Origin of the sequence: Bhargavaea massiliensis (assembly GCF_018390575.1) — a bacterium.
Lineage (GTDB): Bacteria > Bacillota > Bacilli > Bacillales_A > Planococcaceae > Bhargavaea > Bhargavaea massiliensis.
The window spans coordinates 114,758-140,515 of record NZ_JAHBCJ010000006.1; the positions used below are offsets into that span (position 1 = coordinate 114,758).

Consider the following 25,758-nt stretch of genomic DNA (forward strand, 5'->3'; position numbering starts at 1 on the left):
TTCCGGAACAGCAGTTCCGGAAAGCCTTTTATAATGGAGGTGATTCAGCTCTGCATCCGGTCTGCCCGGATCTCCATCGCTTCCGCCATGAACCGGGCGAATCCGTCTCCGAATTTGTCCATGTTTTTGGTGAACCGCTCATCCTCGATATACAGCTGTCCCAGTCCCTTGAAGGCTTCGGGCGAATAAGTGTGGCCCATGCTGTTCAGGAACGCATGCCATTCGCCGATTGCCTGCTGGACTTCATCAGAGGCCGGATCCTGGAGTCTCATCGCCGCTAGCTTCCTGAACAGTGCCTCCATCTGTGCGCCGATCTGCTTCTGTCCTTCCGGCCCCATGTTGGCCAGTGTCTGATTGGAACGGTCGACCGCTTCATCCCCCCATCGCTTCCTGGCTTCTTCCTCGTAGGGGTTCTTCGTGAAGTCGAACCCGTCGAATTTCTCCTGATCCGTCATTTCAATTTCTCCTTTCGCATCTTGTATGGTTTTCTCCAGAGTCTGGATCATCCTGTCCAGCCTCACCCGTTTTTCCAGCAGCGCTTCACGTTGCAGAACAAGGGCCTCTTCCCTTTCAAAGTCAGGGCTTTTCAAAATTTCACCGATACGCTTCAGCGGAAAGCCCAGTTCCCTGAAGAACAGGATCTGCTGGAGCGTTTCCAGATCCCGCTCAGAATACTGCCGGTACCCCGCCCCGGTCACATGTTCCGGTGACAAAAGTCCGATCCGGTCGTAGTGGTGAAGTGTCCGGATGCTGATACCGGTCAGTTCTGCCACTTCACTTACTTTTCGGAGCATCTCAACCTCCTCCTTTATCTCCTGAATCCAGTATAAAGTCTGACGTTACGTCAGAGTCAACGCTTCAACCAAAATTAAAAATCCGAATTCTCCCCTAGCAGGTCGAATTCGGAACAATGCCCATACAGCCTCTTTATGATTTCCTGAAAACCAGTTTACCCGTCTGGATAATGACGAAAGGAATCAATGCCAGGCCGTAGACCATATATAGCTGTTCCTTGCCAAGCGCAGCCGCTTCAAACAGGCCAAACGTCAAAACGAGATTCAGGAGGATCACGCCGATCAGAAATGCAGCCCAGCAGGCGATGTTGGAAAAAATACCAATCCTGAAAATGGAGTCTTCTGAGCGGCAGTTGAACCCATGCAGCAACCGGGCAAGGCATAGCGTGGCGAATGCCATTGTGGTGGCATCTGCGGGGCCCCCGGCAGACAATCCATACCTGAAAGCGATAATGGTGACAGCGGCAATCAGAAGGCCCTCCAGGGTGATTTGCATGACGTCCCGCTTGCCGAACAGGCCCTCGTCCTTGTCCCTCGGTTTTTCTTTCATCACTTTTTTGCTGTGCGGCTCCAGTCCGATGGCAATGGCCGGCAGGCTGTCCGTAAGCAGGTTGATAAACAGCAGATGTGCAGGAAGGAAAGGAACCGGGAGTGCGAGAAGGGAAGCATAGATGACGACGAAAATGGCCCCCGCATTACCGGACAATAAAAACTGGATGGCGTTTTTGATATTGTTGTACATGCTCCGGCCATTGGATACGGCTTTCACGATGGTTGAAAAATCATCATCGGTCAGAACCATGGAGGATGCATCCTTCGCCACTTCTGTTCCGGTCATTCCCATCGCCACACCGATGTCCGCCTGCTTCAGGGCGGGTGCATCGTTCACGCCGTCCCCGGTCATGGCGACCACAGTCCCTTTTTCCTGCCAGGCTCTGACAATCCTGATTTTGTGTTCGGGAGATACGCGTGCAAAAACGGAAAACTGTTCAATCCGTTCCTTTAATTCATCATCTGATAGGATTTCGATGTCTTTTCCTTCTATCGCTTCGGAGTGATCATTCAGGATCCCGATTTGTCCGGCAATCGCGATGGCGGTGATTTTGTGGTCGCCCGTGATCATGACCGGCTTGATGCCGGCACGGATGCACTCGGCCACCGCCTGTTCTGTTTCTTCCCTCGGCGGGTCCATCATGGCGATGAGGCCCAAAAAAGTTAACCCGTCTTCTCTTACGGCATCTGTTTTCTGCGGTAGTACTTCCTTATAGGCGAGAGCCAGGACACGCAGTCCCCCATCTGCAAACGAGTGGCTGGCCTGTCTGATTGCTTCGATCTGATGCAATGAGATTTCCTGGACACCCCCGGCCGTCTCGATGCGGCTGAGCCTCGGAATCAGCACATCTGTTGCGCCTTTGGTGATCATCACCTGCTTATGGCCGATGCGATGGACCGTCGACATGAACTTCCTGCGGGAATCAAAGGGCATCTCTCCGATACGCTGATTCTGCTCCCGCTCCGCCAACTCATCAAATCCATATTGCTTTCCGATGTTGACTAGAGCGATTTCTGTCGGATCCCCGATCTCCTGTCCGCCTGCGGTCACAGCATCATTGCAGAGTATGGCCATACGCAGCAGCTTTTCGTGCTGTTTATTGCCAGGCTGCAGCTGATCATGGCAAAACATCTTCCCATCCGTGTAAAACTGCTGAACCGTCATTTTATTCTGGGTGAGCGTCCCCGTTTTATCTGAACAGATGACCGAAATGTTGCCCAGGCTTTCAACCGCATGCAATTTGCGGATAATGGCATTTTCCTTGGCCATCTTCTGTGTCCCGAAGGCAAGGACGATTGTCACAATCGAACTCAGTGCTTCGGGGATGGCCGCAACGGCCAGGGAAACGGCAAACATGAAACTCTCTGTCAGTTCCCGTCCGCGGATCACATCCAGTCCGAAAACGATCAGGCAGATCACTGTGATTCCGATGGCCAGAGCCTTCCCGAATTGGTCCAGTCTTTCCTGGAGCGGGGTGCTTTTTTCCTTGGCATGCTCGAGCAGATCCGCGATCTTGCCGATCTCGGTATCCATGCCGATTGCCGTCACCACAGCTTTTCCCCTGCCGTTCGTGACAAAGCTCCCTGAAAACGCCATGTCTTTTCTGTCGCCCAGTGCAACATGATCTGCCGGAACGAAATCTGCACTTTTTTCTACGGGAACGGACTCTCCGGTCAGCGAACTTTCATTGATCAGGAGACTGTGGCTCTCCAAGATACGGGCGTCCGCACAAATATAGTCTCCGGCGTTGATGATCAGAATATCTCCCGTCACCACTTCACGGGATGGAATCTGAACGACTTTTCCATTTCTCATCACATTCGCAGAGGGGGCCGCCAGAGCCTTCAGGCTGTTCAATGATTTTTCCGCTTTGACGTGCTGGATCGTGCCGAGCGCTGCATTCAGCAGGACCACGGACAAAATGACAATGGAGCTTTCCACTTCCCCCAGAAATGCGGAGATGACTGCGGCAATATTCAGGATTATGACCAGGAAATCCTTGAATTGATCGACAAATACTGCACCGGCACTTTTGCGCTTCTCTTCCTGTAATTCATTAAATCCGTCTTCTTCCTGCTTTAGCCTGACTTCTTCATCTGATAGTCCGGGTCCGATCGCTTCAGGCTCGTCCATTTTTGGCCTGACCGGTTCTAGCACGACACTCATGCGGTGATCCCTCCATCGTATTTGGCTGTATTTGATGCAGCGGACAAGATCTTCTACATGATGAAGGTATGCGGGACGAACCGGTTCCATGCGATTCAGGTCCACTTTCCGGACTTTTGTTTTTGCCTGGCGCATAACAGGCTATACTTGAACCAGGAAGGAGTGGGAAAATGAGCGATTCCAATCAAACGAACCGATTAATCCATGAAAAATCTCCCTATCTTCTTCAGCACGCCCATAATCCCGTGGACTGGTATCCATGGGGAGAAGAAGCTTTCCGGAGAGCGGAGGAAGAAAACAAGCCGGTCTTCGTCTCGATCGGTTATTCCACCTGCCATTGGTGCCATGTGATGGCCCATGAATCGTTCGAGGACGAAGAAGTGGCGGAACTGATCAACCAATATTTCATTCCCGTCAAGGTGGATCGTGAGGAGCGTCCGGATATCGACGCCATCTATATGGATGCCTGCATGAAGCTGACCGGCCAGGGCGGATGGCCGCTGAACGCCTTTCTGACCCCTGACCAGAAGCCTTTCTATATCGGCACCTACTTCCCGAAAACGGGCAAGTACGGCCGTCCGGGAATGATGGACGTACTGCCGCAGCTGCACGACGTGTACACAAATGATCCGGACCGAGTAAAAGAGATCGGAGACCGGATGAAGGAAGCCCTTGAAGTCAGGGCCGAACCCGGCAACGGGGAAATCCCCGCCTCCACCCTCCATCAGGCGTTCGGCCAGTTGGCACGACTCTATGACGGCGTATACGGAGGATTCGGCGGCGCACCGAAATTCCCTTCACCCCATCAGCTTCTCTATCTGTTCCGCTATCACGAATGGCATGGTGAGCCGCTCGCACTCGAGATGGCGGACCGGACGCTGGATGCGATGGCGTCCGGCGGAATCTATGATCAGATCGGGTCGGGGTTCGCCCGCTATTCCGTCGATGAATACTGGCTCGTTCCCCACTTTGAAAAAATGCTGTACGATCAGGCCATGCTCATGATGGCGTATACGGAAGCTTACCAGGTTTCCGGCGACGACCGCTATGCCGGTATTGTAAAGGACTTGTTCCAATTCATCAGGCGCGAGATGACCCATCCGGAGGGCGGTTTCTACTCTGCGCTGGATGCTGACAGCGAGGGTGCGGAAGGCACCTATTATCTGTGGACGGAAGAGGAAGTTTATGCCGTATTGGATGAAAAAGAAGCCGAAATCGTCTGCGCGGTATATGACATCACGCCGGGCGGTAATTTTGAGGGCAAAAGCATACCGAACATGGTCGGCCTAGATATGGATGCCATCACCGAGGAATTCGGCATCCCCGAAGAGGAAGTGGAAGACATCCTGGACGAATCCCTGCCGAAAATGCTGGCATATCGGGAGAAAAGGGTCTATCCGCATCTGGATGACAAAGTCCTCACTTCCTGGAACGGCCTGATGATCGCGGCCCTTGCCAAAGCAGGTGCTGCATTTTCTGATTCCGGCATGATCGAGACCGCAAAGAGGGCAGCCGATTTCATTACCCGGAACTTGGACGCCGGTGACCACCTGTTCGCCAAGTGGCGAGAAGGGGAAGCCCGGTTCCATGCTTACTTGGATGATTATGCCTACCTGATGTGGGGCCAGCTCGAGCTTCACCAGGCAACCGGACAAGAACGATACGCCTCAGAAGCCGTGCGTCTTGCCGGCATCCTTGAAGAGCGTTTTGCAGACGGGCCGGGCGCCTTCTTCTTCACCGACCGGGAAGGAGAAACGCTTCTTACAAGGAGCAAAGATGTTCTGGACGGTGCCCTGCCGTCGGGCAACGGCATTGCCGCCATGCAGTTGTGGAGGCTCGGCAAGCTGACGGCGGATGAGCGTTGGATCCGGCGGGCTGAAGAAATTATGGCGGAATTCTCGGGAGAAGCAGAACAATATCCGAACGGCACGCTCAGCCTCCTGATGGGTAGAATGGCGTTCGAAGCCGGCGGCCGTGAAGTCGTCGTGACCGGAAGCCGGCCGGATGACCGCTCGGAACTGCTCGATCTGCTCCGGGAAACTTTCCTGCCGTTTGATGTCTGGACAGAACCCTCGGATGACAGCAGCCCCCTTGCCGGCCTGACCTCAGGCAAAACTGACAACAGCCACCCGCTGACCGCCTTTGTCTGCGAAAACAACATGTGCCATGCTCCCGTCCATGGCATTGGAGAAATCAAGGTTGCAATGGGTTTGAACGCAGCTCCATGAAGATTGTCATCTTGGGCGACACCCATATGCCTCGCATGGCCAAAGCCTTGCCGCCCAAGCTCATCGCAGAGCTTGAGACCGCGGACAGGATCATCCATACCGGAGATTGGCAGACAATGGAGGTTTACAACGAGCTAAAAAGCTTTGCTCCGGTGGACGGTGTCTACGGAAATGCGGATTCCAAAGACATCAGGGAACAGTTCGGAAATGAGAACCGGTTTAATTTTGACGGTACTGCTGTTTCCCTCGTCCACGGTGACGGAAAGGGCAAGACGACACCCCTGCGTGCATTGGAGACATTCAGGGACGAACAGCCGGATATTATTTTGTTCGGCCATTCCCATATCCCCTATCACGAAAAGCACGGTGAAATCGTCCTGTTCAATCCCGGCTCTCCGACAGACAAGCGGAGGCAACCGGAATACTCATTCGGCGTCCTTGAGACAACGGAAAGCGATTTTTCCCTTCGTCATGTTTTTTACAGCAGCAAAATGTAAAGCCCGGAAGACTCAACGTCTTCCGGGCTTATCGTGTATTAGGCATTCAGATGCTTCGTGCAATTATAAAGCGTGCACACATTCCGGTCTTCATGCATTTCCACGACCGTCACTGATGTATTCAGGATTCGGTGCGACAGTTCCTGATCGGGAACGAGCGCCTGAAGCAGCCGCCTGATAAACCCTCCATGCGAAACAAGGAGCACATTGTTTTCGGGCCGCTTCCTGATTTCCTCAAGTAGCGCCACTCCGCGTCCCACCATGTCTTCATCGGGCTCCATTCCGAGCGAAGGCAGCAGAGACCGCCATTCGGCGCCCCATTTCTCGACGCGATCCTGTTCCGTTGTCCCTTCCAGCTGGCCGCCGTACACTTCCATCAGGCGGTCATCGGTGACAAGCCGGATGCCAGGATTGGCTTCCCTGATAATTTCCGCAGTCCTTAGCGCGCGCTTCAGCGGACTGGCATAGATGATCTCCCAATCTTCATCCGCGAGACGGACCGCCGCTTTTTCTGCTTCGACAATACCTTCCGGATCAAGCGGGATATCAGAATGCCCTTGCCATTTTCGTTCTTTGTTCCACGCAGTCACACCGTGGCGGACAAATCCGATTCGCTTCATACAATCCCTCCCCCGCCCGCTCACGGGCCGTTCTCTGTTATCTTTCGACCGGAAGATGCAGAATCCTTCCCAAACAAATAAAAAGACCGCATGATGCGGCCTTTGACGATGTGTGCTCAGCTCAATACTTTGGAACCCTGCATGACCTGTGCAACTGCTGCGGGAATGACGAAGTCCGCCACAATCGGCATGTGATCAGATGCATTTGTGTCGATTACACGCGCATTGCGGATATCCTCCGCTCCCTTGGAAAAGAGATAATCGATCCTGACCGCAGGCTCCGTGATTCCGATGCCGGATGGATCTCTATAACTGCTCGGGAATGTGAATGATTCTCCAGGGGCGGCTCCAGCGAACGCATCCACAAATCGCGACCGAACTTTCGCAATCTGCGGATGGTTCGGGACGGCATTGAAATCTCCGGCAATCACCGCCGGGAAAAACGTGTTTTCTGCAATTTCCAAAAGCTCCCCGATATTTGAGCGGATGCCTTCCTCATGCAGGGAAAGATGCGTGTTGAACAAACTGAAATTAGTTCCCCCAAGGTCTACGACGGTTTCCAACATCCCTCTTGGCTCCGCATTGTCCGGGGGTTTCTCAACATGCCGGTAAGGGTGGTTCACTGCATATTTGATCGGAAACCGGCTTAGTACCGCATTGCCGAATTTCCTGGCCGGCTGCCCGGGAGCAAGCGGCGGCTCGACCAGATTTGGTCCGTAACTGTACGACATGTCCAGCATGGCGGCAAGGCGGGCGGCCTGGTCTTCGTATCCGCTCCTGCCGGAATAATGGCTATCCACTTCCTGAAGGGCAACGATGTCCGCCCCACTTGAGCGGATCACATCGGCAATTCGTTCAAGGTCCACCTTGCCGTCCATGCCTTGGCCATGGGCAATATTGTAGGACATGATTCTCACCGTCCTCACAGCACACGCTTCCTCAATTGCCTTTCGCTCTGCCATGGACATTGCCGGTTTTCCTGTCATGAAATCTCTCCTTTTGCGTGGTTTCTCTGACCGGGAAATTACTGACTGTTTCCCTACCTACTTTAGCCACACAACGTTATGAGAGTGTAAGAGCTGTGTTAAACATTGTAAAACTTGCCGGCTTGATCATCGAAGCAAAAAATCCGGGTGTGAAACATGCGAGCCTCGGGCAGTCTGGACTTAAAAAGAAGGTTGACAGCTGATGAAAACCGATTCTCTCAAGCATCCATCCATCCTCCTGCTGCTTCTCTCCGTGGCCGACACCTATCTGACTCTCACCGGAATTTCAGGAGGATATGTCCGGGAGGCCAACCCCCTCATGAACGCCATCCTGGAATGGGAACCTGCTTATTTCTTCGCGGTGAAGCTTTCCCTTCCCGCAATCTTGGTCGTTCTGTCTCATCTGATCGGCGATTCGCGGCCGGTCCGGATCCTGATGAATGCGGCTCTCATCGTATATGTCACCGTATTCTTATTGCATGCGGTCTGGATTCTCCTGATCTGAGCGGCTGCCCAGAAATAAGCTAAAATCACCGATCAGATGCAGTTCATGCATCGGTCTGGTCATCGCAACGTACAAGAGCTTGCGATCTAATTCAAAATCCCTGAACGGGTCACTGAATGCGGCAATCATCACCGCATCAAACTCAAGTCCCTTTGCGAGATGGCCGGGTATTACAAGCAAACGGCCGGACTCCGGTACGGATCCATGATTAAGCAGTATTGCGTCATGATCCGAGACTGTAAAACCGGCAACCATCTCTTCCGCCTCTCGAGATGTCTTCGTGATCAAAGCGACCGATCGGTGGCCTTTGGCTCGGATCGCCTCGTAAAGTTCATGCACCTCACGGGGATTGAACCTTTCCGCCCGGTGCACTTCGGGGACCGGCCCATGACGGACAACCGGTTCAACGAGCGGAAGATCCTCAGCAAGCCGTCCGAGCACGTCGTTTGCTGCTTTCATGATCTCCGCGGTCGTCCGGTAGCTTTTCTGGAGTGTCCGGAAGGCGGCTCGCGGAAACAGATCCCGAACGGTATCCCAGTCGCTGATCGACCGGTATGAATGGATTCCCTGGGCCAGGTCCCCGACAATGGTGAACATGTCGGTATCCAGGCTATCGCGGAGGACGAACAGCTGGAACGCGCTATAGTCCTGCGCCTCATCGATAAACACCGCGCGCATATTCCAATGATCTGCAACCCCTGCCAGGCGGGCTTGCAGATAAAGCAGTGCCGCAAGATCTTCGGTTTCCCACCGTTCTTCCCCCGTCTTCCGTAAAAATGCCCGCTTTTCCGCTTCCGTCCAAGCAAAGGCGGTTTGTTGGATGAGCCCTTTATCGGTACACCACTTGCGATACAGCTTTTTGATATTGTATGCCGGAAAGCGCTTCATATAGGTTGCCGCCGTCTTCTTTCCCTCCCGCTCAATGGCCGGAAGGCGCTTATCCCGTTCATCAATCAGACGTATGGTCTGTTCGCGTCGCCGCCGATCGTCCCGGATTCCGAACAGCGCCTTGTCCAATGCCTGCTCGTAACGGGCGGTCAATGCGGAAAGGATCTCCTTCCGCTTTCTGGCAGTCTCCGTCCTAAGGATGCCTGCAATCCGGTCCAGACGCTTCTGAAGGGGCAAATAACTGAACTCCTTGAGGAAAAGCCGCCTGAGCCGTTCCTTTTTGATGATGCGGAACTTCTCGATGTATACATCTTCAAACAGGCCGGCCGTTTCCTTCTCAATCAAAGCCACGTACCGGTCAAGTGCGTCCCGGTATGCAAGTGAGCCCTTCAGCCTGGAGAGAAGAAGGGTTTCCCTGTCTACTGCGCTTCCTTCGGCAAGCCTTTCCAGTTTCCTGTTTGGATCTGCCACCTTCAACTTCAGGCCAGTCGCCCCCAGTACAAATGTTTCGAAGGTGGTCTGCCTGATTTTGTTGACGCCCAGTTCAGGCAAGACATCTGAAATATAACCGATGAACAATTCACTCGGCGCAAGGATCATCAGTTTTTCCGGCGGAAAATTCTTTCCCATTGTATAAAGGAAATAGGAGATGCGGTGAAGGGCGATCGTCGTTTTGCCGCTGCCCGCCGCTCCCTGGACGATGATCGGCCGCTTCAGGTTGGCCCGGATGATCTCGTTCTGTTCTTTCTGGATGGTCGAGACGATCTCCGTCAGCCGGACGTCCGCCTTCCCGGACAGCGCCTGTTGAAGAAGTTCATCATTCGTCGTCAGGTCGACATCACGGATATCCATCAGAGTGCCGCCTTCGATCTTGTACTGGCGCTTGGCATAAAGATGCCCATGGCTCTCTTCCCCGTTCACCTTATAAGTGACCTCTCCGATCCGACCGTCATAATAGACGTTCGCGACAGGCGAGCGCCAGTCAACGATGACCGGTTCCTGCGTTTCCCTATGGAACAGCGAAGTCTTTCCGATGTAAAGCAGTTCGGCCCCTTCCCCGTCTTTTCTGAAATGGATCCTGGCAAAGTAGGGATTCTGAAGGACCGCTTCCAGCTCTTCCTTTCGTCCCGCCGCCATCTCAAAAAACCGGGCATTCGTAAGGATATTGATGTAACTGAGACTGGAGTCCAGGTGCTCCAGGTCGCCCATGGACTGCCTGATATTTTCCCTGGACGCTGCCGCTTCCCGCTCGGTTTCTCCGAGCAGCCGCTGCATATATTCCTTGGTATATTCCAGCCGTTCCAACTCTTCCGCATAATCCGGATGATTGTTTGCCCCCATGGCACTCCCCCTCACACCCTTTGTCATTGCAGAAAACAGGACAGCATTGTACCACTCCGTTCGGGCAGCTTCAAGTACAGCTTACACGGAAACATCGGGCTCCGGATTCACCGCTGTTCTGTTCTCTTGTACATCCTGCCATCGTCCGACCGCTCCATCATTCCATAATCAACAAAAAACCTGCGGATTGTCGCAAAGTCCGGATGCGCACGTTTCAGGATTTGATTCACTTCCTGTTCACTGTAGGTTTTCCCTTTTTCAAAGCGGTTTGCCAGGTGCTCGGCCACGATGAATTTCCTCTTCTCTTTCGAAGGAAATACATCCAGCGGTCCGCACGGCCCCTCCCTGAACAAGTTTTTCAATGTCTGTTCACGTTCTTTATCTGTAACGATAAAAGTCATTTTTCTCCCCCCTTTTCATTAAGAACATTCAGATCAGGCCATCCATAGACCCATTCCTCAAACAGGTCACCGCCAATTTCTATACGCTCTGTTCCGATCTGTATGCCGCCCAAAGCTTCATAAAAATAACGTGAAGGATTATTCCGGAGTACGCGAACGAGCATTGCTCCGAATCCCATATGATTCAGAGCAATGGCAACCTGCCGGACGAGCTCATGGCCGGCCCCCTGCCCCTGGCATTCTTTTAGAAGGTAAATGGCATACAGTTCCCCGTCATATCCCGGATAGTTGCCGGACCGTTCCCGTCCGCCATTGGCAAAACCGACAATGCCCCGCTCCTCTTCAGCGACAAATGCCTTGGTGTGAAAAATCCCTTTCTTCCAGCTCTCCTCCCGCTCCTCTATCTTCAGCGATTCCAGGTATTCATCAGAAACAATCCCCCGATAGGTGGTCTTCCAGCTTTCCACATGAACTGCAGCCATTCCCCTCTCATCGCCTGCTTCAGCTCGTCTGACAATCATCCCGTCACTCCCTTTTGCGGTTCCATTTTGATCTTCCTGGTTCCATGTTGTCAGTTTTCTTTCCAGACCGCAATATGAAAAATGCCTGCCCGGAATACCGGACAGGCTGTTACTTACATTTCTTTCTCAGAACCAATCTCCGTCGCGATCACCATGACGATGATCATGACAATCATAAACGATACAATCATGAGCAGCATATAATTCATCTCCTTACCAGTTGATAAAGCCTTTGGATCCCGGAGGTGCATCCTGGATCATGTGGGTGATCGGGAAGGTGTAGGCGAGCAGGATCAGGGCTACTGCGATACCGAGCCAGATCCACCAGTTCTCAAGCCACCTTGGCGTTGCCGAAGCATCGCTTTCCGCAATCGGAAACTCTGCGTACAGGTCCCCCTCTTCGGAATGCGGCTCGATCAGCCAGAGCCGGAATACGATAACAATGAGCAACATCGCAGAGAAGAACAGAATAATTCCGCCGATTGCGAGTGTCGCCGTATTCGAGAAGAATCCGTCAAACCAGCCCAGTACAGTAGGGTGATCGCTGTAATTGGAATGCTGTGTGCGCCGCGGGGCACCGAGCAGGCCGAGAACGTGCTGAGCGGTGGACATGAGGAGCATGCCGATCGACCAGGAAATGATCTGGATAAACGCAAGCTTTTTTGTTGTTTTCGTAAGTGTCCGGCCCGTCAGATAAGGGATCAGCCAAAATGAGATTCCCATGAATGTCATGGCGACAGGCGTTCCAACCGTGATGTGGAAATGGCCGACCACCCAGAGTGTGTTATGCACCAATTCATTCAGCTGGAAACTGGTGTTGATGATTCCCCCTGCACCACCGGGGATAAAGAACACCATCGCGATAAAGAGCGAGGTAAAGCGAACGTCATTCCAGGGCAGCTTAGCTACCCATCCGAACAATCCTTTTGCCCCTTTTTGGCGACCCGAGATTTCAAAAGTCGCAAACAGCGAGAACGCGGTCATCAGCGTTGGGATGACGACCATGAAGGTCAGAGTAACCTGCAGAAATTTCCAGAAATCAGCGACGCCCGGCTCGGTCAGCTGATGGTGAAGGCCGACCGGAATGGAAAATAGGATAAAGAGCAGGAATGACAGGCGCGCCAAGGAATCACTGAATACTTTTGTGCCGAGAAGTTTCGGGACGACCAGATACCAGGCCATATAGGCAGGAAGCAGCCAGAAGTAGACCAGCGGGTGGCCGAAAAACCAAAACAGCGTCCGGCTCAGTTCAACGTTGATGGTATCCACCCATCCGAATGCCCATGGAATGAACATGAAAACAACAGCAGCGACGACACCGAGGCAGGCGATGATCCACATGGCCAGTGTCGAGATGGTCATGAATGCGAACAGCGGGCTCATGACGCCCGGATTTGCCTTGCGCCACTTTACATAGTGGGCAATCAGCGCGAAACTGATGATCCAGGTGCCGATGATCAGGAGGGCAAGAGAGACGTAGAACCAGCCGCTTGCCTTAAGCGGAGCATAAAACGTATAGAGGACGCTTGCTCTGCCCGACAGGATTTCGATTGTCGCCCATACCGTACCGGCAGCGGCCACGAAAAATCCGATCCACGACCAGCGGGCCACTTTCGGACCGAAACTGCCGAGCGCCTTGCTCATCCCTGTGATCAGGAAGGCATAGATGAAAAACGTCGTATAAACAAGCGCAAGTGTCACGCCGTGCACGGTCAGAACTTGATAATAGTCCAACCAGGCCGGCAGTTGGATCATTTCGTTGCGCATGAACACCTGAATCAGTCCGCAAAATGTTCCGATCAAAAACGCCGTATAGGCGAACCCGATATTCCAGAGTGCAAGTTTCCGTTCGGAAGCAGCTACCGTACCTGCAACAGCTGTTGATGTTCGCCGACCTGCGAGAGGTCCGCGTTCAGAGTGCAGAATCATTTCTCAACCACCTCGATTTCAGTATGCATGAAGTGATGGCCCGTACCGCAATATTCGTTACAGAGAATCAGATAAGTCCCCGGCTCTCTGAAGGTATAGCTTTTCTCGTTGATCTGGCCCGGGACGACCATCATGTTCACTTTGGTGTTGGGAATCGTGAAACTGTGGATCACGTCCTTGCTGGTCACTTTGAAGATGATTTCTTTACCGGCCGGAACTTTGATTTCCGAAGGCTCATATCCATAGGCCATCGCCTTGATCACCACTTCATACGTATCATCGTTGAGCTGATGGACGCCGGGATTGTCGAACGGAGACGTCACATCCACTTTTTCAGGGTCGATTTTCTTCAAGCCGCCGGCCGGTGTCTCGCCCTGTGTGAATGCCTGAACTCCGACGATGCCGAGGAATACGGCCAGCATGGCGATTCCGAAAATCAGCCAGATTTTCTCGAATTTGTGCAAATGCATATTGTTCCTCTCCTCTCTTTAAAGAGCCACATACATGGCGTAGATTACCGCCCACATGACGGCTATAAGAACCCCGACTACCAGCACACTGATCAGCGTGCCCCGCAAATCCGCTTCGTGCGGATTCTTGTTGTTTTTCATTTCCAACCATCCTCCCGATCAGTTTCTATAGTCCTATCTTAAAATCTGGCGTCTTATGAAACTGTGATAAATATCACACGATTTTCGATGTTTTTAAGTTTGCTGTAATAAAATAGACAAAAAGACCCCGGTCTTCCGCAATGCAAAAGACATTGCAAAAGGCCAGGGCCATGTGAAAAGCCCGCCTGGAATTCCCAGAGGCGGGCTTGTTTCGGATGGGAGAGCCTTGATTACTCGATACTGCAGATTTCAACCGGGCAGTTTTCGCAATGCATGGCATCCCGGAGAAACCCGATATCCGTCAGTACAATCTTGCCGTTGTCCATCCGGAGTTTTTTGTTTCGTCTCAGCTCTGACAGCATGCGATTGGCCACTTCCCGGGTCATGCCGCAGAAATTGGCCAGTTCCTGGTTGGTCAGTTCCAGATCAATCAGGATTCCGCCGCCTTCCGCCGGGACACCGTAACTGTTTGACATCCGGATCAGCGTCGAATACAGGGCGCCTTTTTTTCCGTGCAGGATAAGATCGCGAAACTTGGACTGAGTCCGTTGCTGGAGGATTCCCATCCATTTCATGTAGGCGATTGAGAGCTCATGCTCCAGGTAAAGAAGCTCCTCCAGGCGGTCCTTCGGAATGGCTTCAACCGTCGTATCTTCTGTCGCCTTCGCTTCCACGGTGTAGGCGGCCGGCGGACAGAACGGCATGACCTCACCGATAAAGTCCCCTTCACCGCAGATTCGGAACGTAATTTCACGCCCGTCCGGCGTCACTTTCCCGACCCGGACTTTTCCCGTCTCCACATAGTACAGGGTTTCCGCCTGCTCGCCCTCCCTGAACAGGCATTCTCCCTTTTTAATCGCCATGCTTCCGGCTGATGCTTTCAGAATGCCCGTCATGCCCTCTACAGCTGATAATGCGTTTTCCAATACGCCACTTCCTTTGTCTGTGAAACCCTGTCAGGCCTGCTTGTAAGCACGGCGCTCGGCATACTCTGCGCAGGCCGGGCACACCTTGATGACATGTTTGCGATTCCTGCGATAAGTACGCAGAAGAGAAGTTTTGCGTTTGCAGATCCCACATTTTTTCTTAAACAGTCCCAACACTCTTTTTCCACTCCCAGTTTCCGTTGATCTCTGCTTTATTCTCCGCTATTGCTGAAGCTGATGTTGCCTACTGTGTCCAGCCGGAATTCCGTTCCGTCCGTCAAAACCGCGGTCAGGGGATGGATTTCGGCATCTTTCTTCGAGAAATACCATCTCCGTCCGTGAGGAACAAGAACAAAGTACGAGTCGCCGCTGCCGATAAAGTTCAGCTCATCGGGTTCCAGATCTGTTCCGCGGAGAGGGAGTCCCGCATCAAACAGTTTCTGTCCCGCCTCCCAGACGTCCCCTGTCACAAGTCCGACTTCGCTGATATTCAGGAACGACGAGCGGGTGATGTCACCGTAAACGTCCTTCTTCCTCCTGCCGATGAGTTCGACAACATTGCCTGCCGGGTCCTCGAAATACATCGAGTCCGCATCAAACGCACGGAAATATACCTCATCCACGCCGTCCTCCCAGTTAAGCGGAACCCGGTCCTGAATCCAATACTTCAGCATGGAAAACTGATTACCGGGGATATTGATTGCAAAATGGTAGCACGCCGGGCGTTCTCCGGAAACAAATGTGACGTCAGTCGCTCCGAATCTGACGGTAAACCGGTCATCCGCCCTTTCCGTAATTTCGAGTTCAAGAATATTTCCGTAAAACCGCCGCATCGCGGCAAGCTGGTCTGTGTATAATGTCACTGACTTAAACAAACGGTCCACCCCGCTTTTCATACTGTTTCCATTATAACATGGCTGCCATTTTCTCACTGCATCATCGGACAGCCGGAAAATTGTTTTTTCACGGCCAGACATTTCCATTGCATCATCGATGGTTTTGCCCTATACTCTAAATACAAGCTGCATTGACCGTATTGATTATAAAGTTAAACCTTTGAGCTGAAATAGGGAGTTTAAAAACGAGATCGGAATGATAGGCTCCGGACCTTTTCCGGAGACGTGCAGGAACATCTCTGAGGACACCCACTTTGTGGAGTGATGGTTTTTAACTTTCTAATTTTCCTACGGCAAAGGCGGCTTCTTATTTTGACTCCAACCGGTCAGTCCGTTCCGCGGACTGGCCTTTTTCATTTTTCCTCTGCAGAAAGGGTGATGCTAATGCTGAAACGGCTGCTGGTAAGCGGCTATAAGCCGCATGAATTGGGGATATTCAATGATAAGCATCCAGGAATCGCCGTGATCCGCCGGGCAGTCACCTCCAGGATCCGTGGCCTATTGGAAGATGAAGACCTAGAATGGGTGATCGTGAGCGGCCAACCCGGCGTCGAGACTTGGGCTGCCGAAGCCGCATTTGAATTGCGCGCGGAATATCCCGGATTGAAAGTCGCGGTCATCGCGCCATTTCTGGAGCAGGAGAAGAACTGGAACGATGCCAAAAAGATGGCGTATGAATCCATCATGGAGCAGGCGGACTTCACGACCGTTCTGATGAACCGCCCCTATGAAGGCCCTTGGCAATTTTCCGAGCGGGACAAGTTTTTGCTCCGCAATTCGGACGGCCTTCTCCTCGTCTACGACGAGGAGAACGAGGGCTCCCCGAAATGGCTCCGGCGGCTCGCCCTTCCCGCTGCGGAACAAGGCCACTATGAATTATTGACCATCTCAGCCGAAGACCTTAATTTTGCCGCGGAAGAGATGCGGATGGAAGAGAATGGCTGGTGAGACAGCCACGATTCCCATCATTTCAATTTTCCCGACATACAAAAAGCCATCACTCTGCAAAAAAGTGATGGCTTTTATGATTAATTCCCCGGTCAAAGCAGCTTTGTATCAGAGAACAAACTCCGTATTCACGTAGACAAGCGTCCAGTGGTCAGCGTCAAGAAGGTCCTCGATCTTCAGTTTCTCTCCGTGGCCGAGCCATACATCATCTCCAACCACCGCGACAACCATCGACCGGCCGCCGTCATGGAGATTAAGATAAATGTCTCCGATATTCGGCTGGATTTCCTGGGTTCTGGAAAGCCTCGCCGCGAGCCTGGCATCTTCGTTGATCTTCTCTTCAGGTACGATGGTGACGTCCTGATAAGCAATGTTTCGGCTTTCAGGGCCACGCCCTTCCTTGAGTACCACGAACTCTTTGCGCTTGATCGGATTCTGGCGTGCTGTAACCACTGTCCGTCCTTCAATCTGCTCCACTTTTTCGAATTCGTTGAGACCATAATGGCTCATCGGTTCCGGATCAGGTCTTGTGACCAGAATATACCCGCCGACTTCCGGCTCAAGATCTTCACGGATCGTATACCATTGCCCCCTGAACATAAATGCATCCATGTGGCTCGGCCTGTGAAGCGTGATATCTTCTGCCTTGCTTGTCACCTGTTCCATGTCTTTGATGCGGTACATGTGTACAGATTTCTTCGCCAGCGGGTTAATCGTATAAACTTTGTGCAGTTCGTTCTTGTAATAAACGAACTGTCCTTTCCGTACTTGAAGTAATTTCACTTCTTGTACCTCCTTCCAGCAGTGACTCTCTTTCCATCTTAAGGGATGAGGGGGCGGGTGTCCATGAACATGCAAAATTTTTTATATTCAAGCCAAGATAGACCGCCAAATTTTTAGACATTTTTACTTTTCATCACCACAATCATCAGAAGTTCCTTAAGATCCCGTTCTTCCATTCCGGACAACCGTGCAGTAATATCTTTAATCATCTTTTCCCGTCCGTCCTGCTCCCCATACCTTTGATTGCCTGCCCGGATAAAAGAATCCGCCAATTCATCCAGACTGGCTTCCTTTGCCTCGGCTGACGGGCCAGGTTCAGGAGAAACGGATGCCACTTCCCGGTTTGATTCACCGGTCAGCAGGCTCTCTGCTGATACATCGAATCGCTCGCAGATTGTGACGATCCAACTGGCCGAGGGCGCGCTCTTGCCTTCCTCCCAGTGCTTGATTCGGCTGGCGGATGTGCCGATCTCTTTGCCAAAAGCCAACATCGACAGCCCAGTCTTCTCCCGGAGTGCCTTCAGCCGCCTGCCGAATGCCGCCTGATTCCAAGCCATGAGGGTCCCTCCTTCACTATTCCCATCATAGCACAGCTTAATTTTTCAGAAATCAGGGATGCGCATTTATTTATTCGCAATATAAAACCGGCTCCTATTGTTTTTCACTATAGCAAGCATCCGAAACATCTTTTCGGCAGCCGGTGGTACAATAAAGGCAATACGATGTAAATGGGGGCGTTTTGCTTGCAGCAGCATTATTTCCTAGGTATCCGAATCCCTTCAGATGTACAGCCACTTGCGGAAAAGTACCTGTCCCGGCACAAGCTGGGCGACCGGTACAAAGTGATTTCACACCCGGAAGACCTGCACATTACTCTCTTTTACCTGGGTGCCTGTGATGAATTGATGCTTTCCAAGCTTTCTGCCCGGCTTCGCACACTTGCAGGACAGCATCCCCCTATTTCGCTTCAGATTGACGGATTCAATTTTTTCGGTCCTTCGTCCGGTCCGCGCGTGACCTATTTGTCCGTCACAAAAAACCTGTTTCTTGAACACCTCCAAAAAGACATAGCTGCTGCCATAACAGCAGTCACCGGCCTTCCGTCAAAAGACCGCTTTGTTCCACACATTACGATTGCCAAAAAGCGGAAGAATAATGAACGCTTATCCTTGTCGACCGACCTGCTTGACCCGTATCCGGTCCCTGTTGACCGTTTCAACTTATTTAAAGTTCATCCACACAGCACCCCGAAATATGAAGCGATCGAAGCCTTCCTTTTAGAATGAGCCGATTGATGGAGATTCTGCTCAATTCGGCAAGACCTGTGTCACTGCACGATTGAAAATGAGAGCCAGTCCGGTACAGAGTTATCCGGACTGGCTCGGTTCAATATCCGCGCTGCTGTCTTGCGTAGTTTTCCTCATTTTTCACATGATAAGCCTGAACCATGTCTTCTGCCGTAAATCCGAGTTCTTCGGCAATGGCCCGGTAAAGGACCCAGACGGCTTCATATGATGCCCTGTCTTGGCGTTCGCCAAATTCGAGGACGGCCCGCTGTGTCTTAATGAACAAGTCGGTCAGGTCACCCGTTTCTTCCCCTTCGGGCCATTCACTCAGATCCTCCATGCCTTTCAGAATTCCGAGAGACAGCAGGAAATGGATGGAGTCGACATATTCCTCGATCAGTATCGGTTTAGGCGACGGCCCTTTCTGGCTCCAGAATTTAAAACATCGTGTCTCATTGGCCAGCTCAGCCAGCTCAACGGTGAGGGCAAGCAGCTTCTCTCTGAAGACGTCCCGTTCGACACCATTGTTTTCTTCAATATACTTATCCAGCCGTTTTTGCATCATAAACAAACGTGTCAGTTCCAATCGTGGCCCTCCGAACAGAAAATGTTTTGTTTTTATGAAACCTTATCGCGTTTCAATCGTATAGGAGGAAACCAGTATGTGCAAGGGGGTACCGCCATGGCCTTGATTATCCGAGTGGCCGTAATCGCCATCATCGTCTATCTTTTCTACCGGGGCATCCGCTACCTCACCGATCCAAAGAGGAAACTGGATGAGGCCCACGAGCAGGAGCGGTACTACTTTTATGACGACGTGAAAAATGTCCGAAAAAACTTCTTCATCACCTATAAGGGCGCCCTCTTTGAAGGTGAAAAATACATGGGGACGACCGACCGGTCATTTGAAGTCGTCTCCATCTTTGTATGGGTCAGGGACGAAGCCTCCCTTCAGGGCTTCACCCGTGATGATTTTATATTCCTTGAGAAAGAAATCCGGATGAGTTATCCGGATGCAGACATCAATTGGAAAAATCCGATTGAGCAGCTGATGAAAAAAGGCGGAACCGCTTAATGCGGCCCGCCTTTTTTGCTTTATCCGAATTACTAACTGCCCGTCAAATACAGGACGGCCGCAAGATCTGCGATCGCCAGCATGAGAAAGCCGACACGGAACGCGGTGTGCTTCGTCTTATGCCGGAATGCCTGCATCCCGGCATAAGATCCTGCACCGCCGCCAAGGATGGCGATCATCCAAAGCGTCCGCTCCGGAACCCGCCAGCCTCCATTTTGCGCCTGCCGCTTGTCGTACCCCATCATGACAAAGCCGTATGCGGATAATATGAGAATCCAGCCGACCAGCACATTTTCCATGCCGAAACCTCCGATCCATCCAAAAAGACCGGCGAACAGTTCGCCGGTCTCTTCAATGAATTAGTTGTTGACTGCTTTTTTCGCTGCGTCTGCGAGTTGTGCGAATGCTTTCTCGTCAGTGATCGCGAGGTCAGCGAGCATCTTGCGGTTCACGTCGATGCCTGCAACTTTAAGGCCGTGCATGAGCTTGCTGTAAGACAGGCCGTTGATGCGTGCAGCTGCGTTGATTCGTGCAATCCACAGTTTGCGGAAGTCCCGTTTTTTCTGACGACGGTCACGGTATGCATATTGCAGGGACTTCATGACCTGTTGGTTAGCTGTTTTGTAGAGTGTATGCTTCGAGCCGTAGTAGCCTTTGGCAAGTTTGAGAACACGATTACGACGCTTGCGCGTCACTGTACCGCCTTTTACGCGTGGCATAGGATTTCCCTCCTGATGTTGATTCGTTTTCTATGATCGGATTATTTCATGTAAGTGAGCATTTGCTTGATGCGCTTGAAGTCGCCTTTGGAAACGAGGGCAGCTTTGCGGAGATGACGCTTCTGCTTTGTCGATTTGTTGGCGAACAAGTGGCTTGTGTAAGCACGGCCGCGCTTGAGTTTGCCGGAACCGGTGCGCTTGAAGCGCTTTGCGGAACCTTTGTGAGTTTTCATTTTAGGCATGGTCGGTATCCTCCTAATCCTGTGCGTAGATTATTTCTTTTCTTCGATCGGGGCCATCTGCAGGAACATGCTTCGGCCTTCCATCTTCGGTCTCTGCTCGACCGTGCCGACTTCCTTGCAGGCTTCGGCAAAACGTTCGAGGACGCGCTGTCCGATCTCCTTGTGGGTGATCGCACGGCCGCGGAAACGGATGGACGCTTTCACTTTGTCCCCTTTTTCAAGGAACTTGATTGCGTTTCGGAGCTTGGTCTGGAAGTCATGCTCGTCGATGGACGGGCTCAGGCGGACTTCCTTGATGTTGATGACTTTCTGGTTTTTGCGCGCTTCCCGTTCTTTCTTCTGCTGTTCGAACTTGAACTTCCCATAGTCCATGATCCGGGCTACAGGCGGTTTTGCGTTCGGAGCGACAAGAACGAGGTCCAAGTTTGCACGCGTAGCGATTTCCATCGCTTCGTTCCGCGTTTTGACGCCCAGCTGATCACCGTTTTGGTCGATGATGCGGAGCTCCCGGGCGCGGATGCCCTCATTGACAAATTTGTCTCGATTATCTCTGCTAATCGTAAGCCACCTCCGTGTAGTAATTCGCGAATACATGGTTTGGGCAGGCTCGCGGGGATGGTCCCCGTGGCCAATCCGAAAGAAAAACGGGTGGACCTGGGTCCACCCGCCGCATATGTGACCGCGCCAACAGGCACGGGACGTCACAATGGTGCAAACCTGCCAACAGCCGAAGCGTCGATCAGGTGAGAAGCGGGCAGCTCCTTCTTCTACCACAAACTGTATTCCTTAACCTAATCAATAATAGCCTATGCAACACAGCTTGTCAATGATTATGTTGGAGAATCATCTTTTGGGACAGATAGATTATGGAGCGTGGTTGATTTCCGCTCCGGGCGGACGCTTTCCGCGGGGAAGGCATCGAGCCTTCTGCGAAGTCTCTCCGCTCTTCCTTTTCCGCAGGAGTCGCCGCCCTCCGCTGCAATCAACAATGATTAATTAGGTGGTCTTAAAGCGTTATCTTACCAGCTGGTGTTCCGAAACTGTCCTAATCAAACAATCTTTTGATTTTATTCTGTAAGTTGTTTTCAGATTGTATCGCTGAGGATTATACGACCCAAAGCTATAGTTGATGGATTGGAGCGTAGGACCTGAGACTCTTGCGGGAAAAGCGTTAGCCGAAGACCCCGCAGGATGTTGCGCAATGCTTCGCAACGCTTGCGCTTTTGCGCGCAGAAGATCTTCCGCTACGCGATGCGCACAGACGCCAGGCTTTTATTGCCTGCCACGCAACGCTACGCTTTTGCACGCAGATGCCAATCTACGTGTTGGCATCGGCTAAGGCAACGCCCGCGGACTAGCGGACGCCGTCACGAAGAACGGCGTCTGTAGCCAAAAGCGACAGCGTTGGCCAACAAAGCTCTTCCTGCTACCAAAACTCAGTTTTTGGTAAGCAAGGACCCGGAGCGGAAATCCAGAGGATTTTCAGAAAAAGAAAAACTGTAGACAAAGGAGTTGTACGCTCACTTAGTCTACAGTCTACAGAACCCGCCAGCATTAGCAGGCAATTTAGATCAGCTTACTTCTTCCCGTCCACTTCTTCGCGGAGTTTGGCGATGAAGTCGTTGAGCGGGATGGATTCGGATTTTTGTTCGCCGTATTTCCGGACGTTGACTTCGCCGGATTCGGCTTCTTTGTCGCCGAGGACGAGCATGTACGGGATTTTCTGTGTCTGGGCTTCACGGATCTTGTAGCCGAGTTTCTCGTCGCGGCTGTCGACATCGACGCGCAGGCCCTGTGCCTGGAGGGCTTCACGGACTTTCTCTGCATAGTCGTGGTGGACTTCCGGAGAGACCGGGATGATTTCCACCTGGACCGGTGCGAGCCATGTCGGGAACGCCCCTTTGTATTCCTCGATAAGGAAGGCGACAAAACGCTCCATTGTCGAGACGACGCCGCGGTGGATGACGACCGGGCGGTGCTGTTTGCCGTCGCTGCCGATATAGTTCAGGTCAAATCGTTCAGGCAGGAGGAAGTCCAGCTGGACAGTGGACAGGGTCTCTTCCTTGCCGATCGCCGTCTTGACCTGCACATCGAGCTTCGGTCCGTAGAATGCTGCTTCCCCTTCAGCTTCATAGTAGTCGAGGCCGAGGTCATCCATCGCTTCCTTCAGCATGCTCTGTGCTTTCTCCCACATTTCATCGTCATCAAAATACTTTTCCGTATCTTCCGGGTCCCGGTAGGACAGACGGAACGAATAATCGTTCAGGTTAAAGTCTTTGTAGACGTCCATCACGAGTTCCACGACGCGCTTGAATTCTTCCTTGATCTGATCCGGACGGACGAAGATATGGGCATCGTTCAGTGTCATGCCGCGCACACGCTGGAGACCGGATAGTGCACCGGACATTTCATAGCGGTGCATGAGCCCAAGTTCTGCAATGCGGATCGGCAGGTCGCGGTAGGAATGGATGCCGTTTTTGTAGATCATCATGTGATGCGGGCAGTTCATCGGGCGTAGGACAAGTTCCTCGTTGTCCGCCTGCATCGTCGGGAACATGTCGTCTTGGTAGTGTTGCCAGTGACCGGATGTCTTGTACAGTTCCACGTTTGCCATGACCGGCGTGTAGACGTGATCATAGCCGAGCTTTTCCTCCTTGTCGACGATATATCGTTCGACAAGACGGCGGATCGTTGCGCCTTTCGGGAGCCACATCGGCAGCCCCTGCCCGACAAGCTGGTTCGACATGAACAGATTCAGTTCCTTGCCGATTTTGCGGTGATCGCGCTCGCGGGCCTCTTCAAGCAGGCGGAGGTGTTCTGCCAGGTCCTCTTTTTTGAAGAATGCCGTACCGTAGATGCGCTGGAGCATTTTGTTGTCGGAGTCGCCGCGCCAGTATGCGCCCGCCGTGCTGAGCAATTTGAATTCTTTCAGTTTCCCGGTGGACGGTACGTGCACGCCGCGGCACAGGTCGAAGAATTCACCTTGGTAATAAATGGTGACTTTTTCATCTTCCGGGATTGCATCAAGCAGCTCCAATTTGTACTCATCACCGATTTCCTCATAAATCTTCCGGGCTTCGTCTCGCGTGACCTCTTTTCGGACGATTTCAAGGTTTTCATTGATGATTTTTTTCATTTCCTTTTCGATGGCCGGGAAGTCTTCCGCACGGATCGGTTCGGGTGAATCGAAATCATAGTAAAATCCGCTTTCAATCACCGGGCCGATGCCGAGCTTCACATCTTTGAACAGGCGCTTGACTGCCTGAGCGAGAACATGGGCCGTGCTGTGGCGCAAAATCTCCAGTGCCTCCGGGGAATCGGGAGTGATGATCTCAATGGCGCCGTCTTCCATGATTGGCGTGCGGAAATCGATCAGCTGTCCGCTTAGTTTGCCCGCCAGCGCCTTTTTGCGCAGCCCGGGGCTGATTGACTGGGCCACATCCTCCGTTGTTGTACCCTTTGTGAATTCCTTTACCGCTCCGTCGGGAAATGTCAGTTTAATCTGTTCTGCCATGTCAATAATCTCCTTTCCGTCTTTCCAAATTTACGCAAAAAAGCCCCGTCCCTAAAAGGGACGAGGCCTGCTCGCGGTTCCACCCTTCTTCCTGCCGGCAATGAACGACCATGCCGGAGAAGCTCTGCATCGGATAACGGACCGGAGGCCGGCTCAGGCTACTCCCGATTTTGTTTAGGGGCTCGCCTTCGCTGCTCTGGGGTGGTCGATCCGATGCCGCGCCATCGGGGGCTCTCAGCCTAAGGCCCCGTTCTCTGTCTGGCCGGACAACCGTTCGTTGTCCCCGTCATTGCATTTGGAAGAAGTATTGAACTCATCATACGAAAAACCTGCGTAATTTGCAACCGCGTTTCTTGCCTGCCTCATTCAGGCTGCATTTATTCAGCTATGTTCGCGCCGGTTTTCACCATCAAGCCGGACGGGAACAGTCATTGCCCGGATCCTCTCCATGATTCGGCCCGCTTTGACGACTTCCTTGTCCCCTCGCTGGGTGTACGACAGGTGGGTTTCCATCTCCTTGTAGTCGAAGTTCGACGTAAAAAAGGTTGGAAGCTTTTCAGCCATCCGGTGATGGAGAACGGTCGCCAGCACTTCATCGCGTGTCCAGGCGGTCAGCGTCTCTGCACCGAGATCATCGAGCATGAGGACCGGAGCCCGTTTGACAAAGTCGATTTTCTCGTTGAGCGACTGATCTTGGATCGACTGCTTCAGTTCGCGGAGAAACTCAGGTACAAACACAAGGACAGACGGCACATGGCGCTTGGCCAGTTCGCCCGCGATGGCACCTAACAGGTAGGATTTTCCCGTGCCGAATGGGCCGTGAATATATACTCCTTGAGCAGGCAGTTCTCCCGTCCTGTCAAATTTGTCGAGAAATTCAAGGACGAGCTCCACTGCGGCCAGCCGGCTTTCCCCTTTGGTAATGTCGAAATCACGGATATCCAGGTTGAGCATGTCCTTCGGCATATGCATGCTCCGGATCATGGATGATACGCGCCGGCGTTCCGAATCTGCCATCTTCCGCTTGCACATCACATAGTCAACGCCGATTGTACCGCGCTCGATCACCAGCTTCGGCTCATAGCCCTTCATCATATTGATGCACGAATCAAGGCTATCGCATTTTTCGCAATCATGGGACTGTGAGGTGTATTCGTAAAGCTTCCCCAGACCGCGGTCGACCATCGCCTTATCCACTTCTCCGGCGTGCGCTTCGAAAAAAGCCTGTACGCCGGGATGATTCAGAATTTCCGATCGCATTTCCGAATATCGCTCGGCAAAAGTCGGTGCATTGACAATTCGTTTAAGTGTGTCCCGGATCGGTTCCAT

Annotated in this window: 27 protein-coding genes and 1 other RNA gene; 7 read left to right on the top strand and 21 right to left on the bottom strand. The window is 52.4% G+C overall.

All coding sequences use genetic code 11. The features are described 5' to 3' along the window. Positions 1-44 precede the first annotated feature (44 nt). Positions 45-794, bottom strand: coding sequence for a MerR family transcriptional regulator (locus tag KHA84_RS10545; RefSeq protein WP_213423477.1), 750 nt, complete (start codon positions 792-794; stop codon positions 45-47). A gap of 133 nt (positions 795-927) precedes the next feature. After that, on the bottom strand, positions 928-3,513 hold the full coding sequence (locus KHA84_RS10550) for a cation-translocating P-type ATPase (RefSeq protein ID WP_213423478.1): 2,586 nt from the start codon (positions 3,511-3,513) through the stop codon (positions 928-930). Between the two features lie 170 nt (positions 3,514-3,683). On the opposite strand from KHA84_RS10550, the gene KHA84_RS10555 reads away from it, so the two are divergent. Both KHA84_RS10555 and KHA84_RS10560 read left to right on the top strand, forming a co-directional pair. Then, positions 3,684-5,741: a thioredoxin domain-containing protein gene (locus KHA84_RS10555; RefSeq protein ID WP_213423479.1), complete on the top strand. Its 2,058-nt coding sequence runs from the start codon at positions 3,684-3,686 to the stop codon at positions 5,739-5,741. Beyond that, positions 5,738-6,238, top strand: a complete 501-nt coding sequence (locus KHA84_RS10560; RefSeq protein ID WP_213423480.1) for a metallophosphoesterase family protein — start codon at positions 5,738-5,740, stop codon at positions 6,236-6,238. Before KHA84_RS10555 ends, KHA84_RS10560 begins: the two co-directional genes overlap by 4 nt. A 38-nt stretch (positions 6,239-6,276) precedes the next feature. Here KHA84_RS10560 and KHA84_RS10565 read toward each other — a convergent pair whose 3' ends face one another. Continuing rightward, positions 6,277-6,858, bottom strand: a complete 582-nt coding sequence (locus tag KHA84_RS10565; protein ID WP_213423481.1) for a histidine phosphatase family protein — start codon at positions 6,856-6,858, stop codon at positions 6,277-6,279. A gap of 116 nt (positions 6,859-6,974) precedes the next feature. Continuing rightward, entirely contained in the window at positions 6,975-7,844 is an 870-nt protein-coding gene (locus tag KHA84_RS10570; RefSeq protein ID WP_213423482.1) for an endonuclease/exonuclease/phosphatase family protein, read from the bottom strand. A gap of 202 nt (positions 7,845-8,046) precedes the next feature. Between KHA84_RS10570 and KHA84_RS10575 the strand changes: the two genes are divergently transcribed. Continuing rightward, positions 8,047-8,349 (top strand): DUF5658 family protein, encoded by a 303-nt coding sequence (locus tag KHA84_RS10575; RefSeq protein WP_213423483.1) that lies wholly within the window; start codon positions 8,047-8,049, stop codon positions 8,347-8,349. Here the strand turns inward: KHA84_RS10575 and helD are convergent. The 8 genes from helD to KHA84_RS10615 form a co-directional block, all read right to left on the bottom strand. Beyond that, entirely contained in the window at positions 8,317-10,578 is a 2,262-nt protein-coding gene (gene helD / locus KHA84_RS10580) for an RNA polymerase recycling motor HelD (RefSeq protein ID WP_213423484.1), read from the bottom strand. The genes KHA84_RS10575 and helD overlap by 33 nt on opposite strands. A 107-nt stretch (positions 10,579-10,685) precedes the next feature. Then, positions 10,686-10,979 carry a DUF2087 domain-containing protein gene (locus KHA84_RS10585; RefSeq protein ID WP_213423485.1) on the bottom strand — a complete coding sequence of 98 codons (294 nt, stop codon included), beginning with the start codon at positions 10,977-10,979 and terminating at the stop codon, positions 10,686-10,688. Further along, positions 10,976-11,500 (bottom strand): GNAT family N-acetyltransferase, encoded by a 525-nt coding sequence (locus KHA84_RS10590; protein WP_213423486.1) that lies wholly within the window; start codon positions 11,498-11,500, stop codon positions 10,976-10,978. The genes KHA84_RS10585 and KHA84_RS10590 overlap by 4 nt, the downstream gene beginning before the upstream one ends. A 213-nt stretch (positions 11,501-11,713) precedes the next feature. After that, complete coding sequence (locus KHA84_RS10595) at positions 11,714-13,429, bottom strand: b(o/a)3-type cytochrome-c oxidase subunit 1 (RefSeq protein WP_236823245.1); 1,716 nt, start codon at positions 13,427-13,429, stop codon at positions 11,714-11,716. After that, positions 13,426-13,899 (bottom strand): cytochrome c oxidase subunit II, encoded by a 474-nt coding sequence (locus tag KHA84_RS10600; protein WP_213423487.1) that lies wholly within the window; start codon positions 13,897-13,899, stop codon positions 13,426-13,428. The genes KHA84_RS10595 and KHA84_RS10600 overlap by 4 nt, the downstream gene beginning before the upstream one ends. A gap of 18 nt (positions 13,900-13,917) precedes the next feature. Further along, a complete protein-coding gene (locus KHA84_RS10605) occupies positions 13,918-14,040 on the bottom strand; it encodes a cytochrome C oxidase subunit II (RefSeq protein ID WP_213423488.1) in 123 nt (40 codons plus the stop codon). 230 nt (positions 14,041-14,270) lie between these two features. Further along, on the bottom strand, positions 14,271-14,966 hold the full coding sequence (locus KHA84_RS10610; RefSeq protein WP_236823246.1) for a Crp/Fnr family transcriptional regulator: 696 nt from the start codon (positions 14,964-14,966) through the stop codon (positions 14,271-14,273). 212 nt (positions 14,967-15,178) lie between these two features. Beyond that, a complete protein-coding gene (locus KHA84_RS10615) occupies positions 15,179-15,841 on the bottom strand; it encodes a ring-cleaving dioxygenase (protein ID WP_213423489.1) in 663 nt (220 codons plus the stop codon). A 141-nt stretch (positions 15,842-15,982) separates the two neighbouring features. On the opposite strand from KHA84_RS10615, the gene ssrS reads away from it, so the two are divergent. Then, a non-coding RNA gene (gene ssrS / locus KHA84_RS10620) (6S RNA) lies at positions 15,983-16,172 on the top strand. A gap of 74 nt (positions 16,173-16,246) precedes the next feature. Beyond that, a complete protein-coding gene (locus KHA84_RS10625) occupies positions 16,247-16,810 on the top strand; it encodes an SLOG family protein (RefSeq protein ID WP_213423490.1) in 564 nt (187 codons plus the stop codon). 108 nt (positions 16,811-16,918) lie between these two features. Here the strand turns inward: KHA84_RS10625 and KHA84_RS10630 are convergent, their stop codons facing one another. Together KHA84_RS10630 and KHA84_RS10635 are read right to left on the bottom strand one after the other, a co-directional pair. Next, positions 16,919-17,593, bottom strand: a complete 675-nt coding sequence (locus KHA84_RS10630; RefSeq protein WP_213423491.1) for a hypothetical protein — start codon at positions 17,591-17,593, stop codon at positions 16,919-16,921. A gap of 113 nt (positions 17,594-17,706) precedes the next feature. Next, positions 17,707-18,150: a helix-turn-helix domain-containing protein gene (locus tag KHA84_RS10635; protein ID WP_213423492.1), complete on the bottom strand. Its 444-nt coding sequence runs from the start codon at positions 18,148-18,150 to the stop codon at positions 17,707-17,709. Between the two features lie 186 nt (positions 18,151-18,336). Here KHA84_RS10635 and thpR point away from each other — a divergent pair, with 186 nt between their 5' ends. After that, complete coding sequence (thpR, locus tag KHA84_RS10640; protein ID WP_213423493.1) at positions 18,337-18,879, top strand: RNA 2',3'-cyclic phosphodiesterase; 543 nt, start codon at positions 18,337-18,339, stop codon at positions 18,877-18,879. A gap of 100 nt (positions 18,880-18,979) precedes the next feature. Here the strand turns inward: thpR and KHA84_RS10645 are convergent, their stop codons facing one another. After that, a complete protein-coding gene (locus KHA84_RS10645; protein WP_213423494.1) occupies positions 18,980-19,465 on the bottom strand; it encodes a dUTP diphosphatase in 486 nt (161 codons plus the stop codon). 96 nt (positions 19,466-19,561) lie between these two features. Between KHA84_RS10645 and KHA84_RS10650 the strand changes: the two genes are divergently transcribed. Then, positions 19,562-19,954: a sigma-w pathway protein ysdB gene (locus KHA84_RS10650; protein ID WP_213423495.1), complete on the top strand. Its 393-nt coding sequence runs from the start codon at positions 19,562-19,564 to the stop codon at positions 19,952-19,954. A gap of 32 nt (positions 19,955-19,986) precedes the next feature. Here the strand turns inward: KHA84_RS10650 and KHA84_RS10655 are convergent, their stop codons facing one another. The 6 genes from KHA84_RS10655 to dnaI all read right to left on the bottom strand — a co-directional run bounded on the left by KHA84_RS10655 (position 19,987) and on the right by dnaI (position 25,758). Continuing rightward, the gene (locus KHA84_RS10655) at positions 19,987-20,253 is read right to left on the bottom strand and encodes a DUF1294 domain-containing protein (RefSeq protein ID WP_213423496.1); all 267 of its coding nucleotides are present in this window, start codon (positions 20,251-20,253) and stop codon (positions 19,987-19,989) included. A 60-nt stretch (positions 20,254-20,313) separates the two neighbouring features. Then, on the bottom strand, positions 20,314-20,673 hold the full coding sequence (gene rplT, locus KHA84_RS10660; protein ID WP_213423497.1) for a 50S ribosomal protein L20: 360 nt from the start codon (positions 20,671-20,673) through the stop codon (positions 20,314-20,316). A 41-nt stretch (positions 20,674-20,714) separates the two neighbouring features. Then, on the bottom strand, positions 20,715-20,915 hold the full coding sequence (gene rpmI / locus KHA84_RS10665) for a 50S ribosomal protein L35 (protein ID WP_092097613.1): 201 nt from the start codon (positions 20,913-20,915) through the stop codon (positions 20,715-20,717). A 30-nt stretch (positions 20,916-20,945) separates the two neighbouring features. After that, positions 20,946-21,509 (bottom strand): translation initiation factor IF-3, encoded by a 564-nt coding sequence (infC, locus tag KHA84_RS10670; RefSeq protein ID WP_213423498.1) that lies wholly within the window; start codon positions 21,507-21,509, stop codon positions 20,946-20,948. A 982-nt stretch (positions 21,510-22,491) separates the two neighbouring features. Continuing rightward, positions 22,492-24,429: a threonine--tRNA ligase gene (gene thrS / locus KHA84_RS10675; RefSeq protein ID WP_213423499.1), complete on the bottom strand. Its 1,938-nt coding sequence runs from the start codon at positions 24,427-24,429 to the stop codon at positions 22,492-22,494. A 381-nt stretch (positions 24,430-24,810) separates the two neighbouring features. Continuing rightward, a complete protein-coding gene (gene dnaI, locus KHA84_RS10680; RefSeq protein ID WP_213423500.1) occupies positions 24,811-25,758 on the bottom strand; it encodes a primosomal protein DnaI in 948 nt (315 codons plus the stop codon).